15 protein-coding genes and 1 riboswitch are annotated in these 17,014 nt (G+C 44.0%); of the genes, 14 read left to right on the forward strand and 1 reads right to left on the reverse strand.

The genetic code is table 11. From position 1 onward, the window contains the following. The first annotated feature begins 7 nt into the window (after positions 1-7). The 5 genes from FS736_RS12195 to FS736_RS12215 all read left to right on the forward strand — a co-directional run bounded on the left by FS736_RS12195 (position 8) and on the right by FS736_RS12215 (position 6,707). Positions 8-760, forward strand: a complete 753-nt coding sequence (locus FS736_RS12195; protein WP_144477561.1) for a hypothetical protein — start codon at positions 8-10, stop codon at positions 758-760. 35 nt (positions 761-795) lie between these two features. After that, positions 796-1,725, forward strand: coding sequence for an FTR1 family iron permease (locus tag FS736_RS12200; RefSeq protein ID WP_144477564.1), 930 nt, complete (start codon positions 796-798; stop codon positions 1,723-1,725). Between the two features lie 94 nt (positions 1,726-1,819). Then, positions 1,820-3,280, forward strand: a complete 1,461-nt coding sequence (locus FS736_RS12205) for a hypothetical protein (protein ID WP_144477567.1) — start codon at positions 1,820-1,822, stop codon at positions 3,278-3,280. 15 nt (positions 3,281-3,295) lie between these two features. Beyond that, on the forward strand, positions 3,296-5,068 hold the full coding sequence (gene uvrC / locus FS736_RS12210; protein WP_144477570.1) for an excinuclease ABC subunit UvrC: 1,773 nt from the start codon (positions 3,296-3,298) through the stop codon (positions 5,066-5,068). Between the two features lie 69 nt (positions 5,069-5,137). Next, positions 5,138-5,315: riboswitch (Lysine riboswitch) on the forward strand. A gap of 159 nt (positions 5,316-5,474) precedes the next feature. Beyond that, positions 5,475-6,707, forward strand: a complete 1,233-nt coding sequence (locus FS736_RS12215; protein WP_144477573.1) for an aspartate kinase — start codon at positions 5,475-5,477, stop codon at positions 6,705-6,707. Positions 6,708-6,952: 245 nt separating this feature from the next. Here the strand turns inward: FS736_RS12215 and FS736_RS12220 are convergent, their stop codons facing one another. After that, positions 6,953-7,405, reverse strand: coding sequence for a YslB family protein (locus tag FS736_RS12220; RefSeq protein WP_144477576.1), 453 nt, complete (start codon positions 7,403-7,405; stop codon positions 6,953-6,955). 455 nt (positions 7,406-7,860) lie between these two features. On the opposite strand from FS736_RS12220, the gene FS736_RS12225 reads away from it, so the two are divergent. The 9 genes from FS736_RS12225 to racE all read left to right on the forward strand — a co-directional run bounded on the left by FS736_RS12225 (position 7,861) and on the right by racE (position 16,900). Then, entirely contained in the window at positions 7,861-8,469 is a 609-nt protein-coding gene (locus FS736_RS12225; protein ID WP_144477578.1) for a succinate dehydrogenase cytochrome b558 subunit, read from the forward strand. 94 nt (positions 8,470-8,563) lie between these two features. Continuing rightward, on the forward strand, positions 8,564-10,321 hold the full coding sequence (sdhA, locus tag FS736_RS12230) for a succinate dehydrogenase flavoprotein subunit (RefSeq protein ID WP_144477581.1): 1,758 nt from the start codon (positions 8,564-8,566) through the stop codon (positions 10,319-10,321). Between the two features lie 6 nt (positions 10,322-10,327). Continuing rightward, on the forward strand, positions 10,328-11,089 hold the full coding sequence (sdhB, locus tag FS736_RS12235; protein WP_144477583.1) for a succinate dehydrogenase iron-sulfur subunit: 762 nt from the start codon (positions 10,328-10,330) through the stop codon (positions 11,087-11,089). A 190-nt stretch (positions 11,090-11,279) separates the two neighbouring features. Further along, positions 11,280-11,861, forward strand: coding sequence for a class D sortase (locus tag FS736_RS12240; RefSeq protein WP_144477586.1), 582 nt, complete (start codon positions 11,280-11,282; stop codon positions 11,859-11,861). 213 nt (positions 11,862-12,074) lie between these two features. Continuing rightward, positions 12,075-14,363, forward strand: a complete 2,289-nt coding sequence (locus FS736_RS12245; protein ID WP_144477589.1) for a DUF6359 domain-containing protein — start codon at positions 12,075-12,077, stop codon at positions 14,361-14,363. Between the two features lie 130 nt (positions 14,364-14,493). Then, entirely contained in the window at positions 14,494-14,961 is a 468-nt protein-coding gene (locus FS736_RS12250) for an acyl-CoA thioesterase (RefSeq protein ID WP_144477591.1), read from the forward strand. A 258-nt stretch (positions 14,962-15,219) separates the two neighbouring features. Further along, on the forward strand, positions 15,220-15,444 hold the full coding sequence (gerE, locus tag FS736_RS12255; protein ID WP_019154738.1) for a spore germination transcription factor GerE: 225 nt from the start codon (positions 15,220-15,222) through the stop codon (positions 15,442-15,444). A gap of 189 nt (positions 15,445-15,633) precedes the next feature. Beyond that, a complete protein-coding gene (locus tag FS736_RS12260) occupies positions 15,634-16,092 on the forward strand; it encodes a MarR family winged helix-turn-helix transcriptional regulator (RefSeq protein ID WP_144477617.1) in 459 nt (152 codons plus the stop codon). Positions 16,093-16,102: 10 nt separating this feature from the next. Continuing rightward, on the forward strand, positions 16,103-16,900 hold the full coding sequence (gene racE, locus FS736_RS12265; protein WP_144477620.1) for a glutamate racemase: 798 nt from the start codon (positions 16,103-16,105) through the stop codon (positions 16,898-16,900). The last annotated feature ends 114 nt before the right edge of the window (positions 16,901-17,014 follow it).

Genomic DNA, 17,014 nt, shown 5'->3' on the forward strand with positions numbered 1-17,014 from the left:
ACAACGAATGAAAAGAGCCATATTTTTTTGTTTTTCACTGATATTGATTCTCAGTAACATTCCGCTGTCTGCCAGCGCATATTCATATGGGGATCCCAATGAAGAAAAGGTTGCAGAAGTCTATAAGGAAATGCAATTGAAGCTGGATGAGAACCCTCCGAATTTCACAGCGGCAAAATCCCTGTTCGGAACAGTCAAGGAAGAAATTGACATGCATATGGGAACTGAGCCAGGAGAAGTCATCATGAAAAGCCTGGATGATGAAGATAAAGAAGCAACCATTGAGAATATGGAAAAACTCCTCGTATTGAATATAGCGAGAAGACTTGAAAGCATCGAAAAGAATTTTGAGGAATTTGACAACTCCAAAAAGCTCCTTGCGAAAGGATTTGCTACATATCAAGCGTTATCGCCAAAGGTAGAGGCGCAAAATGCTGAAGTGGACCAACAGATCAAAGCTGATTTTGATGCTGCACTGGAAGCATTGGGGAATCCCGGATTGTTTGGCGTCGGGAAAAAACCATCGGACATCGAGACTTTTAAAGAAAAAAAAGAAGCAATCCTCGATTCATTACAAAAGGAGTTCAATCTCGCCAGCCTGGAAGTAGGTCACTTTGCTGAAAGTGCAACTGAACAAGAAGGTACGGGCAAAAAGGATTGGACGGATTTATCGAATTTCCGCAACTGGATTCCAATCATCATCATCATTGGAGTGATTGCGGCAGTAGTGGCCATTGGCATAAAGAGAAGAAGAGCATAAATTTTGATGACACCTTGGAGAGGGGAGAATCAGCAATGGAAGTTCAAGCGTTATTGATTACTTTTCGTGAAGTATTGGAAGCATTATTAATTATCGGGATCATCACAACCTATCTAAAAAGGATGGATCATTCCAAATATACGAAGTATGTGTGGCTGGGAGCGGGTCTTGCCGTTCTTGCGAGCATCGGGGTAGCGATCCTGTTCCAGGTCGTGTTCACCGGATTCGCAGCGATGGGCAGCGAGATCTACCTCAAGATCGGAATCATGATTGTATCGACGGTCCTTCTGACCCAGATGGTATTTTGGATGGCGAGCCACAGCAAAAACCTTAAAGGCAATATGGAAGGGAAAATGAATAAATTCATCTCGACAGGCAATATTGTCGGTATGGTCATCCATTCATTCCTCGTTGTCTTGCGTGAAGGAATCGAGACAGTGTTCTTTTTTGCAGCGATCACCGGCGGTAACATCGGTGCTGCGATGCAGGGATGGGGAGCGATTACCGGAACACTGATTGCTGTAGTCGTTTCCTATATGTTCTTCAAAGGCACAATGAAGGTGAATCTCAAGACATTCTTCCAGATTACAGGAGCTTTCATCATCCTGATATCTGCCGGTTTGCTTGTACAGGCAATCTCAATGATGCAGGACATTAACTTGATTGGAAGCGTCATGTACCATGTTTACGATATTACATGGCTGTTGCCTGAACACCCGATTGATTATGCACACTATCTCCGGGACACCGGTGCAGCACCGCTCATATCCGGTGATGTCGGAATCTTCCTGAAGGCGTTGTTCGGATATTCTTCAATGCCATCCATCGAGGAAGTCATTGCTTATATTGGCTACTTTGCGGCAATTTTCCTGCTGACATCATCACGCAGCTCCAAGAAACAGCAGGCTGCTGAAAAAACGGCAGAAGCGAAGCAGGTCAATGTACTGAAGCCACAAGTAAAATAAAAGTTTTGAGGTGTAACTCTCCTCTCTCCAGAAAAAGTACAGGGATATTCCTTGTACTTTTTTCATACGTAAAAACAAAGTTGGTGTTTGTAAGATGAATTTCGCAAAAATAAACCGAGTCCTGATCTCAGGAGTGAGTTTGCTTGCTATCCTATATGTTTTCATGACGCAGCTTGGCAATCTGAATCCCTTCGTCTCATCCTGGGATCAGGTAGACTTTACCCTAGCGCTTGATCGATATGATTTAAGGGCAATGCAACCCCATTTTCCTGGCTATCCTTACTTCATTTTAGGTGGATTGCTCACGGATAAATTCGTGCAGAATCCAGGACAGGCGCTGGTAGCATTCAATGTGCTCGTATATGCGAGTTCGATACTGCCCGTGTACCTGCTGGCGTCAAAAGTCGTTTCAAAGGAAAATGCCTTTCTCGTTGCAGGCATTATTTACACAGCGAGCTATCCGCTGATTATCGTCAATCAGCCGATGTCTGAAGGTGCTGCACTTGCCGCATTCTGGTGGTACTTCTGGAGCATAGCAGCTGCAGAAACAAAATCTTCAGGGAAATGGATGCTCCTTCCCTTGTTTTTATTCAGTGTGCTATTGGGGATCAGATTGAGTTATATTCCGATGGGGATTGGCCTCATCTATCTTTTTTATAAAAAATGGACGAAACAAGAGCTTACTTTGCCAGGTATGATAAAACTTACGGCTATTGCCGGCTTGTTCCAGTTGATTTGGGTTGGAGGTCTGATTCTCACCGAAGGAAGTGTCGCCAATTTCCTGGAGCTGGCATTCGGATTCACCGGCGGCCATTTTCAGGAATGGGGTGGCACCTCGGCATCGAACGAACTTTCCATTTTTGCAAGGTTGAAGGCATTCGTGTTTACCAACATTTTGTGGTGGGGAATATTTTCACGAACAACTGTTTTGATGGTATTATATATAGTTATTGGCAGCATTATTTTATGGCCATCCCGCAAAAGCGGAATTTTTAAAGAAGGCAATGTCCAATTAAGTCTGCTGCTGATGCTGGCTTATGGAGGCTGGGCGCTTTTTGCCCAGAATATCGACAAGCCGAGGCATATATTGCCCGTAGCGCTGCTGATTGTATTTTTTTGCATGCTCGTCTTTTTTAAAAAAAGAGCAGAGAAATTTACACGTTATCTAGCGCTTGCTGTAATCATTGCCCAGGCAATTGTTTCATCAAGCTATGTGCAGGAACAGGCTGAGTTATCACCCGCTGTCTACCAGCTCGCGAATTATCTTGAGGAACAGCATGATGAGTTTGTCCTTTATACATGGGAGGAAACAAGGGTGCTTCAGTTCTTGGGAATGCCTTATCCCCATAAACGAATCTATACTTATAAGATTTTTCTTCATGACCAGGGATTATATGAAGGAAAAACGATATATTTAACAAATAGTGTAATAGACGGCTTCCGGTCCCAGGGTATCAATCCAGGCGGAAAGCTTGAAGAAGTGAAAACATTTTCGTCAAATGAAATTTTTGACCCGGTCTATCATGAGATTATTTTATATAAATGGACACCGTAACAGGAGGTGAATGGCATGAATGAGCAAATCAGGAATAAGCTTGCTCTTCTTCCTGCGCAGCCAGGATGTTATTTAATGAAGGACAGGCAGGGAACCATCATTTATGTGGGAAAAGCCAAGATTTTAAAAAACAGGGTCCGCTCTTATTTTACCGGATCGCATGACGGCAAGACGCTCCGGCTTGTGAATGAAATCGAGGATTTCGAGTATATTGTCACCTCTTCCGATATGGAAGCACTGCTGCTTGAAATCAATCTAATCAAAAAATATGACCCGAAGTATAATATCATGCTCAAGGATGACAAGACCTATCCCTTCATCAAGCTGACGGCAGAGCGGCATCCAAAACTGATCATTACCCGCAAGGTCAAAAAAGACAGCGGAAAATATTTTGGTCCATACCCGAATGTTCAGGCAGCGAATGAGACGAAAAAGCTGCTCGACAGGATTTATCCGCTCAGGAAGTGCTCGACACTGCCAGACAGGGTCTGTCTCTACTATCATATGGGCCAATGTCTGGCACCCTGTGTCAAGGACGTCAGCAAGGAAGAATATAAGCAGATTACCGATGAAATCACGAAATTCCTGAATGGCGGATACAAGGAAATCAAGGTTGATTTGACAGAAAAAATGGCTGCCGCTGCCGAGGAACTTGACTTTGAAAGGGCAAAGGAGTTCCGCGACAAGATTGCCCATATTGAAGCAACAATGGAAAAGCAGAAGATGACCACGACAGACTTTACCGACCGTGATGTGTTTGGCTATGCAGTCGATAAGGGCTGGATGTGTGTTCAGGTATTTTTTATCCGCCAGGGGAAATTGATTGAAAGGGAAGTTTCGATGTTCCCGATCCATAATGAACCCGAGGAAGATATTCTCACATATCTTGGCCAATTTTATTCGAAAAATGAGCATTTCAAGCCAAAGGAGATATTGGTGCCCGAAAGCGTCGACCTAGAAATGGCAGAGGGATTGCTTGGTGTAAAAGTCCTCAAGCCTCAGCGCGGCAAGAAAAAAGAGCTTGTACACTTGGCTTCAAAAAATGCCCGGATCGCCCTTCAGGAAAAGTTCTCCCTGATCGAGCGCGATGAGGAAAGGACCATTAACGCAGTTGAGAACCTTGGGAAACAAATGGGGATCTATACACCCCATCGGATCGAATCATTTGATAACTCCAATATCCAGGGAACTGACCCGGTTTCAGCGATGATCGTATTCATTGATGGGAAACCCGAGAAAAGGGAGTACCGGAAATATAAAATCAAATCAGTGAAGGGGCCAGATGACTACGAGTCGATGAGGGAAGTCGTCCGCCGCCGGTATACCCGGGTGTTGAGAGAGGGTTTGCCGCTGCCGGATTTGATCATCATCGATGGCGGAAAAGGGCATATCGAGTCCGCCCGGGATGTCCTGGAGAATGAATTAGGTCTTGATATTCCGATTGCCGGCCTGGCCAAGGATGATAAGCACAGGACTTCCCAGCTGCTATATGGCAATCCATTGCAGGTGATTGAATTGCCGCGGAACAGCCAGGAGTTTTACCTGCTGCAAAGGATTCAGGATGAGGTGCACCGCTTTGCCATCACCTTCCACCGCCAGCTGAGGGGAAAAAGCGCTTTCCAATCGATCCTCGATGATATCGCAGGCATTGGCGAAAAGCGGAAGAAAGCGCTGCTGAAACATTTCGGTTCAGTCAAAAAAATGCGAGAAGCCTCTGTTGAGGAATTGAGTGCAGCCGGGCTGCCGGCGAATGTTGCTCAGGAACTATATCAGAAATTACAGGATTAATGTAGCAATCTATATTTTTGTATGCTATAATGATAAAAATTTCATATTGCTATCACTTTAGAGTATTAAAGTGAAGATAGAGGTGCAAGCTTCAAGAGTAAAAGGCCGGAGAATTATAGGATTCTGGGAAGGGCTTTGAAAGGGGATGCTTGCCGAAGTGAGGAGATGCCTATCCATTTTCTCGCTGGTCCTTCGTTGAATAAACGCTGGATTGTCAAGATTGCCATCTTGGAGTGCTATCTCATGTTGCAGCGTATATACACGTTTATTAAGCAATGGGAGCCACTTCCATTGCTTTTTCTGTTTTTACGGCTCTTTTTTTAAAAGGCTCGGGGAAAATACATATGCAGATAAGCCATGAAGCTCTTACAGAGGCAAAATACTGAAAAAGAGGCAGGGGAAACTAATGGGATTGATTGTACAGAAATTCGGCGGAACATCGGTTGGCAGTGTTGAAAAGATCAGGAATGCTGCCTCAAGGACAGCAGAAGAATTGAGGAACGGCAATAATGTTGTCGTAGTCGTATCAGCAATGGGCAAGACGACCGACCATCTTGTCGACATGGCGAACGATATTTCAAGGGCGCCATCCAAAAGGGAAATGGATATGCTTTTGACGACGGGAGAGCAAATCACCATCGCGCTTTACTCAATGGCTCTTGCACAGAGCGGAATAGACGCAGTTTCTTTTACTGGCTGGCAAGCTGGAATCCAGACCGAAGCCATCCATGGAAACGCCCGGATTATCGATATTGACACAGACAGGATTTCCAAAGAGCTGGAGTCAGGAATGGTGGTCATTGTCGCCGGATTCCAGGGTGTAACAGAGGACGGGGAAATCACCACACTTGGAAGGGGCGGATCAGATACAACAGCCGTCGCGCTTGCAGCCGCATTGAAGGCTGATAAATGCGATATTTATACAGATGTAACGGGCGTGTTCACGACCGATCCAAGATTTGTGAAAAGTGCAAGGAAGTTACTGAGTGTCTCATATGACGAGATGCTTGAGCTGGCGAACCTGGGAGCAGGTGTGCTCCACCCGCGTGCGGTCGAATTCGCCAAGAATTACGGACTGCCGCTTGAAGTAAGATCCAGTATGGAAAAAGAAAGAGGCACAATGATCGAGGAGGAGAATGAAATGGAACAAAATCTAGTTGTACGTGGAGTAGCGTTTGAAGACCAGATCACGAGAGTATCAGTACTGGGAGTAAGCACTTCTTTAAAAGGGCTTTCTACGATCTTCACCACACTTGCCCAAAATCATATCAATGTGGATATCATCGTCCAGAGCCGCACAGAAGCAGGCACAGCCAATATTTCATTCTCCATCAAGAGCAATGATCTGACAGAAACACTGGACGTACTGGAACGGAATAAAGAATCATTGAATTATCAATCCGTCGAATCAGAAACTGGCCTTGCAAAGGTATCGATTGTCGGATCAGGCATGGTCTCAAATCCCGGGGTTGCCGCGAAAATGTTTGAAGTCCTTGAAGGAAACGGCATCCAGGTCAAAATGGTAAGCACATCCGAAATCAAAGTTTCCACAGTCGTAAACGAAAAACAAATGGTCCATGCCGTCGAATCACTCCATGAGGCATTCGAGCTTTATTCAGGAGCGGTTAAGACGAACTAATAAATCATGCTTAAAGCTTCCTGGGTGCCCCCCAGGAAAGCTTTTATATATGCTGCTGTGTGATCGTAAAAGTGTCCCTCAAGAGTTTATAGGCACATTAGAGACGATTATATGCGGATAAAAGGGCAGAATGAGAGTTTATCGTTACATTAAAGCGGATTATGTGCGGATAAAGGGCAGAAGAGAGTTTATCGTCACATTAAAGCGGAAGGGCACAGTAACGGTTTCACTGTGCCCTCTTATATTTACTCAATAATATCAGTCTTATCCCACTTGATTGTAAACTGGACTTTTGATGCTTTCTTATTGGGGTGCTCGAATGCTTCTGCTGTAAATTTTTTCTGGTGTTCCATTTGCTGGGCGATGAAACCGGCTTCCAGCTGGAATGTGGTATTTGGGTTTTTTTTCAGTCGGGAGGAAATCAGTTCACTGCTGAGTTCCAGCAGTATTTCTCTTCTGGATTCTTCTTTGATGGTGAGACGGCCCCAGCCGGCGTCCTGGAAAAACTGGATGGTCTCCTCCAAGTTGGACAAAAGATGTTTGCGGGCGAGGCGTTTACCGGCCCAGTAAAGGATTTCTGGAGTATCTTTGCCAAGCAGTTCGTTCAATAATTCTTCCCTGATCAATTCATATCCGAAAGCGCTGACAGCGAGTGGCTCGCTTTCGGTTTTTGGCTCTGAAGTTGTTGTTTCGCTCATGTTCTCCCCTCTTTCTATGAATCTATTATAAACAATTTGCCAAAAAAACACTGGCGTTGATAAAAATAAATAACTGTTAATTTTTGTTTCCATAAAGAATTTTATAAATTTTTTCCATGTTTATACCATACCCGTAACTCGGAATTTCAAAAATTAATTTTGTGTCATTCGGCTGCAAAGGGCAATAGTATTATTTTAATGTACTCTTTCTGAGGTGGGAATAAATAAAAAGTGGGATTTTTACGATATCAATATATTTTAAAAATTTTATTTATATAAGCATTTTTATGTATACGTTTTCTTGACGCTCCAATATGATGGGAGTAAAATGAACATGTCACATAATTGTAAGAAATGCTTATATTTTTGATGTGAGGCTGTTTCAATCTCTTAGGTTAATAGGGATGGGGAGAGAAGTCTTAACATCACGGCCAAATTTCAAGGGGGGTATACATATGGCAGGTAGACAAGAGTTTTATTGGCGGAGGCTGCATTCATTGCTGGGTGTAATTCCGGTAGGTCTTTTCCTCACGCAGCACCTTGTAGTCAACCACTTTGCTACTGGGGGAGAGGAATCATTCAACAATGCAGCACATTTCATGGAGCAGTTGCCTTTCAGGTATTTTCTAGAAGTTTTCATTATCTTCTTACCATTATTATTCCATGCTATTTACGGTCTTTATATTGCTTTTACAGCTAAAAACAATATAGGCCAATATGGCTATTTCAGAAACTGGATGTTCATGCTTCAGCGTGTGTCCGGGGTGATCACTTTAATCTTCGTTGCATGGCATGTGTGGGAAACTCGTATTGCTGCGGCTTTCGGTGCTGCTGTTAACTTCCAGATGATGGAGACAATTCTTTCAAGTCCATTCATGCTATGGTTCTACTTGATTGGTATCATTTCTACTACTTTCCACTTTGCTAACGGATTATGGTCATTCTTCGTAAGCTGGGGCATCACTGTTACACCGCGTTCTCAAGTGATTTCCACTTATGTCACAATCGGTGTATTCATTGCGCTTTCCATCGTTGGTGTCCGTGCGATCCTGGCATTTGTATAAGATTTTTTAAAAAATGAACAAGCTTATGCTAAAAAATAGATTTACCCATGAACGGATATGAAAGACAGACTTGGATTTAAGGGAGTGAGTCACGATGAGTAAAGGTAAGGTTATCATAGTCGGCGGCGGTTTGGCTGGCTTAATGGCTACTATAAAAGTTGCAGAAACAGGAACTCCTGTTGAACTGTTTTCTCTTGTGCCGGTAAAACGTTCCCACTCTGTTTGTGCACAGGGCGGAATCAACGGTGCAGTAAATACAAAGGGTGAAGGTGACTCTCCATGGGTGCACTTCGATGATACAATCTACGGCGGTGACTTCCTTGCGAATCAGCCTCCTGTAAAAGCAATGGCTGAAGCAGCACCGGGAATCATCCATCTTCTTGATCGTATGGGTGTAATGTTCAACCGTACACCTGAAGGATTGCTGGACTTCCGCCGTTTCGGAGGTACACAGCATCACCGTACAGCTTTCGCTGGTGCGACAACAGGCCAGCAGCTATTATACGCTTTGGATGAGCAGGTTCGCCGCCATGAAGTGGCTGGTTTGGTTACCAAGTACGAAGGATGGGAATTCCTCGGAATAGTTAAGGATGAGGAAGGTGTGTGCCGCGGAGTTGTAGCACAGAACCTGACTTCAATGGAAATCAAATCATTTGCTTCAGATGCCGTAATCATGGCAACTGGAGGCCCTGGCATTATTTTCGGTAAAACGACTAACTCGGTTATCAATACTGGTTCAGCAGCTGCGATCGTATACCAGCAGGGTGGTTATTATGCAAACGGTGAATTCATCCAGATTCACCCAACGGCAATTCCTGGCGATGACAAACTTCGTCTGATGAGTGAATCTGCCCGCGGTGAGGGTGGACGAGTATGGACTTACAAAGATGGTAAGCCATGGTACTTCCTTGAAGAGAAGTATCCTGCTTATGGCAACCTTGTACCGCGTGATATCGCTACACGTGAAATCTTTGACGTGTGTGTAAGCCAGAAGCTTGGCATCAACGGCGAAAACATGGTTTACCTTGACCTATCACACAAGGATCCTAAAGAGCTTGATATCAAGCTTGGCGGAATCATTGAGATCTATGAAAAATTCATGGGTGATGACCCAAGAAAAGTTCCGATGAAAATCTTCCCTGCTGTTCACTATTCCATGGGCGGACTGTGGGTTGATTATGATCAGATGACCAATATTCCTGGCCTGTTTGCTGCCGGTGAAGTTGATTACTCACAGCACGGTGCAAACCGTCTTGGCGCCAACTCATTATTGTCCGCAATTTACGGCGGAATGGTGGCAGGACCGAATGCAATCCGCTACATCAACGGGCTTGAAAAGAGCTCAGATGCTGTTTCATCAGCTCTGTTTGATGATGCAATCAAGATGGAACAGGAAAAGTGGAACAATGTTATGTCATTGGATGGAACTGAAAATGCATACGTCCTTCACAAAGAGCTTGGCGAATGGATGACAGACAATGTCACAGTTGTCCGCTACAATGACAGACTGAAGAAAACCGATGATAAAATCGTTGAACTGATGGAGCGTTACAAAAATATCAATATCAACGATACTGCAAAATGGAGCAACCAGGGTGCGGTGTTCACACGCCAGCTTCAAAACATGCTTCAGCTTGCACGTGTTATCACAATCGGTGCCTATAACCGTAATGAAAGCCGCGGAGCACACTATAAGCCAGAGTTCCCTGACCGTAATGATGACGAGTTCTTGAAGACGACTATGGCTAAGTTTGTTGATGCAAATTCAGCACCGGCTTTCCATTATGAAGATGTTGACGTTTCCTTAATCAAACCGCGTAAGCGCGATTATTCCAAGAAGAAAGGGGAGTAATAAGGTATGTCAGAGAAAAAGACTGTCCGTTTTATCATCAGCCGCCAGGAGACTCCTGATTCAGCCCCTTATCAGGAAGAGTTTGAACTTGAGTATCGTCCAAATATGAATGTCATTTCCTCATTGATGGAAATTCGCCGTAACCCGGTTAATGCTAAAGGTGAGGCGACAACACCAATTGCCTGGGATATGAACTGTCTTGAAGAGGTATGTGGTGCATGTTCGATGGTCATCAATGGCCGTCCGCGCCAGTCTTGTTCAGCGCTGGTTGACCAGCTTGAGCAGCCAATCAGACTTGAGCCAATGAGAACATTCCCGGTTGTCCGTGACCTTCAGGTTGACCGCAGCCGCATGTTTGACTCGTTGAAGCGGGTAAAGGCATGGATTCCAATCGATGGAACGTATGATCTTGGACCAGGACCTCGTATGCCGGAGAAAAAGCGTCAATGGGCATATGAACTTTCGAAATGTATGACTTGCGGTGTCTGCTTAGAGGCTTGCCCTAATGTAAACAGCAAATCAGACTTCATTGGTCCACAGTCATTATCACAGGTTCGTCTGTTCAACGCTCATCCAACTGGAGCATTGAACAAAGGCGAGCGCCTTGAAACCATCATGGGAGACGGTGGACTTGCAAACTGCGGTAACTCCCAGAACTGTGTCCAGTCCTGCCCTAAAGGCATTCCATTGACGACATCAATTGCTGCCTTGAACCGTGATACAACATTCCAATCTTTCAAGAACTTCTTCGGAAGCGACCAGGTGTAAAGAAAAGCCAAAGCGCCTTGGTCAGTCCCCGGCAAGTTCTGGAGCTGGAGTCTAATTGGATTTGAAAACTTTATCCATTGTAAAGCACAGCCTCCCTTTCTTTATGGAAGAGGAGGCTTTTCAATTTATGCTTTTTTTACATAAGTACAGCTTGGTATACTGAGACTAAGAACTCAATTAGGAGCAGTATATGAAACTAACAAAATTGTTGGCTATTGTAATTGTCATCAGTGGAATCTTGGTTCTCGGAATTGGTTTGTTCCAATTATGGGATATGAAGCGCCAGGAGCAGGCTTCGCTAAAAGCTGCCAGAGAATTGGTTAAAGAAGATCGAAAGTCCGTGAAAAATGAAGAATTTAAGCCGGAAACAGGTGAGACATCAGGCCTGCTATTAATCCCAAAAATTGAAGCAGAACTGCCGATTGTAGAAGGAACGGAACCGGATGATCTTGAAAAAGGTGTAGGCCATTTTAAAGACTCTTTTTATCCTGATGAAAATGGTCAAATCGTGCTTTCGGGTCATCGTGATACTGTTTTCCGAAAAGCAGGTGATTTGAAAGTGGGGGATCTTTTGACAGTGAAAATGCCGTACGGAGATTATTCATACGAGATCGTCAGCACAAAAATTGTCAGCGCAGATGATACCAGCATCATAACACTTCAGAATAATGAAGAAGAACTCGTGCTGACAACTTGCTACCCTTTCAGTTATGTTGGGGATGCTCCTGACCGGTATATTATCTATGCCAAGAGAATAGCAGAAGGTAATTAATCTAACAAAAACTGTCCAGGATCAAAAGTCCTGGACGGTTTTTAAAATGGTAAGATGGTAACTATAGGAATTGATAGCGTTTTCATACTATTGACTCATTTTTCAAAAAATAGTCATAATTTACAGTACCTTCATGGAATAGCTGATTTATCCATGTTATATTCCTTCTGACAAAGCTTTATATTTCATAAAAAAATCTGAGGAGGAATACATGTGGGGAAGATTCGACAGAAACTTTTTTCATTGCTGACAGCTGTTATTTTGGTGATCAGTATTGGTATGCCCTTTACAGGCCAAACATCTGCAGAAGGCATACTGACTGTCCAGCAGGCAATAGAAAATAATAGCGGTACCGTAACGGTTGAAGGATACATAGTTGCCCATACAACAGGAACTAATTCGTATGATTTTGAAGCTCCTTTCAAAGATGATTACAACTTTGCGCTTGCAGACAGCCCCGATGAAAAAGATGCATCAAAGATCCTGCCAGTCCAGATTAAGACTACTTTCAGGGCTGAATTTGGTTTAATGTCAAATCCGGATCTCATCGGTAAAAAAGTTCAGGTTACAGGCTCTCTCGAAGCTTATTTCACTGTACCTGGCCTCAAATCCCCAACAGCGATGCAATTTGCAGATGGCAGCGGCGGGAACCCTGGTGACCCAGGAGAACCTGAGCCCCCGGCTGTTACTAATTTAAAAATCCATGATATTCAGGGTGAAGGTCATATCTCTCCATATAAGGACCAGAATGTTGCCGGTGTAACAGGTGTCGTGACAAAAATAGAGGGTAATAGCGCCTTCTTTATGCAGGAACCACAAGGAGATGGGAACCCTAATACTTCTGAAGCTATCTACGTATACAAAAAATCTCATGGGCTTGCTGTGGGTGATTTGGTAAAAGTGGATGGACTCGTTAAGGAATGGGTTCTTGATGGGTACGGCGATAAGCTGCAAACGGATCTGGCGATGACTGAAATCAATGCGACTGCCGTAACAAAGCTGGCTTCAGGCACGGAGCTCCCCGAGCCGGTCATCATTGATCAAGATAGAATGCAGCCAACCAGGGTCATTGACAATGATCAGTTTGGTGTTTTTGATCCAGAAGAAGATGGGATCGATTTTTATGAAAGTCTTGAAGGCATGAGGATCGGGGTTGAAAGTCCCCAGGTAATCGGCCCTCAAAAGTATGGCGAAGTACCTGTCATCGCCAATCAGGTTGAAGGGAAGGTATATAGCCCTCAAGGCGGAATTTTGCTGACGAAGGAAAGCAGCAACCCTGAAAGATTGTTCCTGCTGATCAATCGAGACTTTATCGCAAAGGCAGGAGACCGTTTTGATGGATTGGTCACAGGTGTTGTAAGTTATAGCTTCTCCAATTTTAAGATATTGGTGGACCAGGAAACTCTGCCTGAGTTAAATGAAGCTGAATTTGTAGAAGATTATTCGGAGTTGGAAGCGGGAAAAGATCAACTGACAATCGCCAGCTATAATATTGAAAACTTCTCCGCTGAAACTGACGCAGCTAAGACAAAAAGAATTGCTGGTTCAATCATCCAAAATTTGAACTCGCCTGATATCATTGGATTGGTAGAAGTTCAGGATAATGACGGCCAGACAGCTAGCGGATCCGCAGATGCATCCCAGAGTTACCAGACACTGATCGATGAAATCGCGGCGCAGGGCGGGCCTGTATACAAGTGGACGGATATTGCTCCTGAATACAATCAGGACGGAGGGGCACCAGGCGGAAATATACGTGTCGGATACTTATTTAACCCGGAACGAGTGCAATTGAAAGATGCCCCTAAAGGCACTTCGACAGAAGCAGTTGCCTATGAGAATGGGGATCTGACATTGAACCCAGGAAGAATCGATCCGCAGAATTCTATTTTTGAAGACACTAGAAAACCACTGGCAGCAGAGTTTGAGTTCAAAGGGGATGATGTGGTTGTCATTGCCAACCATTTTAACTCTAAAGGCGGAGATGACCCAATATTCGGCAAAACGCAGCCGCCAGTACTTGATAGTGAAGTGAAAAGAATCGAGATTGCCAGATTGCTGAATGAATTTGTGGCGGGGATACACGCTCAAGATCCTGAAGCAAATGTAGTCGTACTTGGTGATCTGAACGACTTCGAATTTTCAAATCCAATTGATGCCCTTGAAAACGGCCAACTAACCAATATGATTGAAACATTGCCATCTGGGGAAAGGTTCACGTACAATTATCAAGGGAATTCACAGGTGCTGGACCATATTCTCGTATCCAACCACCTTGCAGGCAGCAGTGTTGCTGATATCGTCAATATCAATTCTTTGTATATGGAAGAACATGGACGTGCAAGCGACCATGATCCAGTATTGGTACAAATCGATTTTGGACAGAATCAGTGTCCGGAACAAAGTGGTAACCCTGCGAAAGACAAGGTAATGGATAATAACGGAAAACACTTGGGACACGATAAAAAAGCAAAGGCTTGCGGGTATAGAAGCGCAGGCTAATGAAGAGGAAGGATTGGGACTCCCAATCCTTCCTTTTCGTTTTTTCATCTATTTTTATTTCCAAAATTCATAAAAATACTTATAATAAAGAAAAGAATGAATGTTCATTCAGTTTTCGGGAGGTTTCAACATGAAGAAGATGGAATATATTGATGAGATTGTCAGCTGGGAAAAGGAATTTGATTTTTTTTACCAGGTGAAAGTGCGCTTTTCTGAAACAGATATGTTCGGACATTTAAATAACACCGTTCCGTTTACATATTTTGAACAGGCGAGGATTGAATATTTCAAGAGTCAGGGATTCATGCAGGATTGGGTAAAGCCGGAAAACAAAACAATCCCGGTTGTAGCAGATCTGCAATGCGATTATTTAAGCCAGATCTTTTTTGATGAAGACCTGAGGATTTTTGTCAAGGCCAACTCAGTCGGCAATTCCTCGGTAGACCTTCATTATATGGCAAAGAAAGCCGATGGTTCCATTTGCCTTACTGGCAGGGGGACGATTGTCCAGATTTCCAAGAAAACAGGCAAGGGCGAACCCTGGACAGAAGAAATGAGGGAGCTATTTTTAAAAAGCAAAAAATCCACCGTTCAATAAGGTGTTGTGAAATTAATTTTTCGTAAAGCTTAAAAAATTAATTTGCAGAGATTTTAAGTCTGCTGCTAGCGCCTGGTAAATCAATAAAATAAGGTATTTGAAAACGAATATGGACTTGGAATTTAGCCTAATTATAAAAATTGGCTGAAGTCCTTTAATTATTGTCACTCCACTACTTTCCTTCACATATGATATTTTGACTAAATTTATACCCACCCCGCAGTTCACAGCTGGCGAAGGCAAGGAGGGTTACAATACTTGAAGGAAAATGAATATACTCACAAGCCATTACTCACTAAACGCGAAAGAGAAGTTTTCGAACTGTTAGTACAAGACAAAACAACAAAAGAGATCGCTAGTGAATTATTTATCAGCGAAAAAACAGTTCGGAACCATATTTCAAACGCCATGCAAAAGCTTGGTGTAAAGGGGCGTTCCCAAGCTGTTGTAGAGCTCCTGCGAATGGGAGAGCTAGAACTTTAATCATGACCGGCCAACCCTAGAGGTGGGCCGGTTAAGATGTTTATAGGGGTAAAACAGGCGAGTATCGGAATTCTTTCTTGAAATTTGCTCGAAAAAAGTAGAAAATAAGGGCAATAGTAAAAATCATCTCGGCTTGGATACCAAGTTTTAATTGATTATAGAATTAGATTTTTTTAGGAGTTGTTACGGATGAAACTTGAAGGGGTAGAAAAAAATAAAGGGCTGGAGACGGTAGCTGGTATTGAAAAGGATCTAAGGTACATATCAGGAATCATTAAGCAGAAGGGCCGGGAGATCCTCAGCAATTACACCATTACACCACCCCAGTTCATTGCCCTGCAATGGCTGTTTGAAGACGGAGATATGACAATCGGGGAATTGTCGAACAAAATGTTCCTCGCCTGCAGCACGACGACGGACCTTGTTGACAGGATGGAAAAGAATCAGCTGGTTGTAAGGGTGAAGGACCCGAATGACAGGCGTGTGGTCCGCATCCATCTTCTGGAGGAAGGCGAAAGGATCATCGATGAAGTGATCAAGAAACGCCAGCTGTACCTTCAAGAGGTATTGAAGGATTTCTCCGGCGAAGAAATCGTGTCACTTAAGGAAGGCCTGGCAAAATTACATCAAGAAATGCGTGGAGAATGAGGCGAGTTTTTTGAATCGACCAATCGGAATCATTGATTCAGGAGTAGGCGGGTTAACCGTTGCCAAGGAAGTCATGAGACAGTTGCCTTACGAACAGATCATCTACGTCGGTGATACTGCTCGTTGTCCCTATGGACCAAGGCCTGTTGAGGAAGTGAAAAAATTCACCTGGCAAATGACCCGGTTCCTGCTTGAGAAGAATATTAAAATGCTAGTCATCGCGTGCAATACAGCGACCGCGGTGGTTCTGGAAGAAATCAGGGAAGAGCTCTCCATACCGGTACTGGGTGTCATCCAGCCGGGCGCAAGGACAGCCATCAAGGTAACGGATAATTACAAAATCGGGATTATCGGGACGGAAGGCACGGTTAAAAGCCGTGCGTACGAGCATGCTTTGAAATCAATCAACCGAAAGACTGCGGTTGAAGCACTCGCCTGCCCAAAATTCGTGCCTCTGGTGGAAAGCGGGGAATTTGATGGCCGTGTTGCCAAGAAAGTCGTAACGGAAACCCTGAAGCCATTGCAGCGACAAGGACTCGACACATTGATCCTTGGCTGCACCCACTACCCTTTGCTTGAGCCGCTCATCAAAGAAGTCATGGGACCTGAAGTGAAGGTCATCAGTTCTGGAGAGGAAACCGCACGCGAAGTAAGTACGATCCTTGGCCACAACGATATGTTTGCAGACCGGGACGAGCTGCCTGAGCATTCATTTTACATGACTGGATCCAGGACGATCTTTACCACGATCGCTTCACAGTGGCTCGAACGGCCAATCGAGAACGCGGAGAAAATCAAATTAGGATGATGTTATAGACCTCCAGAGATGGAGGTCTTTTTGTTTTCAGTTTATACTAAAAATCTTACCAAAGAGGGTCTAAAATATCGAAAGGCTCGTATACATGATAGTACAAACTGTCTT

Source organism: Cytobacillus oceanisediminis 2691 (assembly GCF_007678455.1).
GTDB lineage: Bacteria > Bacillota > Bacilli > Bacillales > Cytobacillaceae > Mesobacillus > Mesobacillus oceanisediminis_A.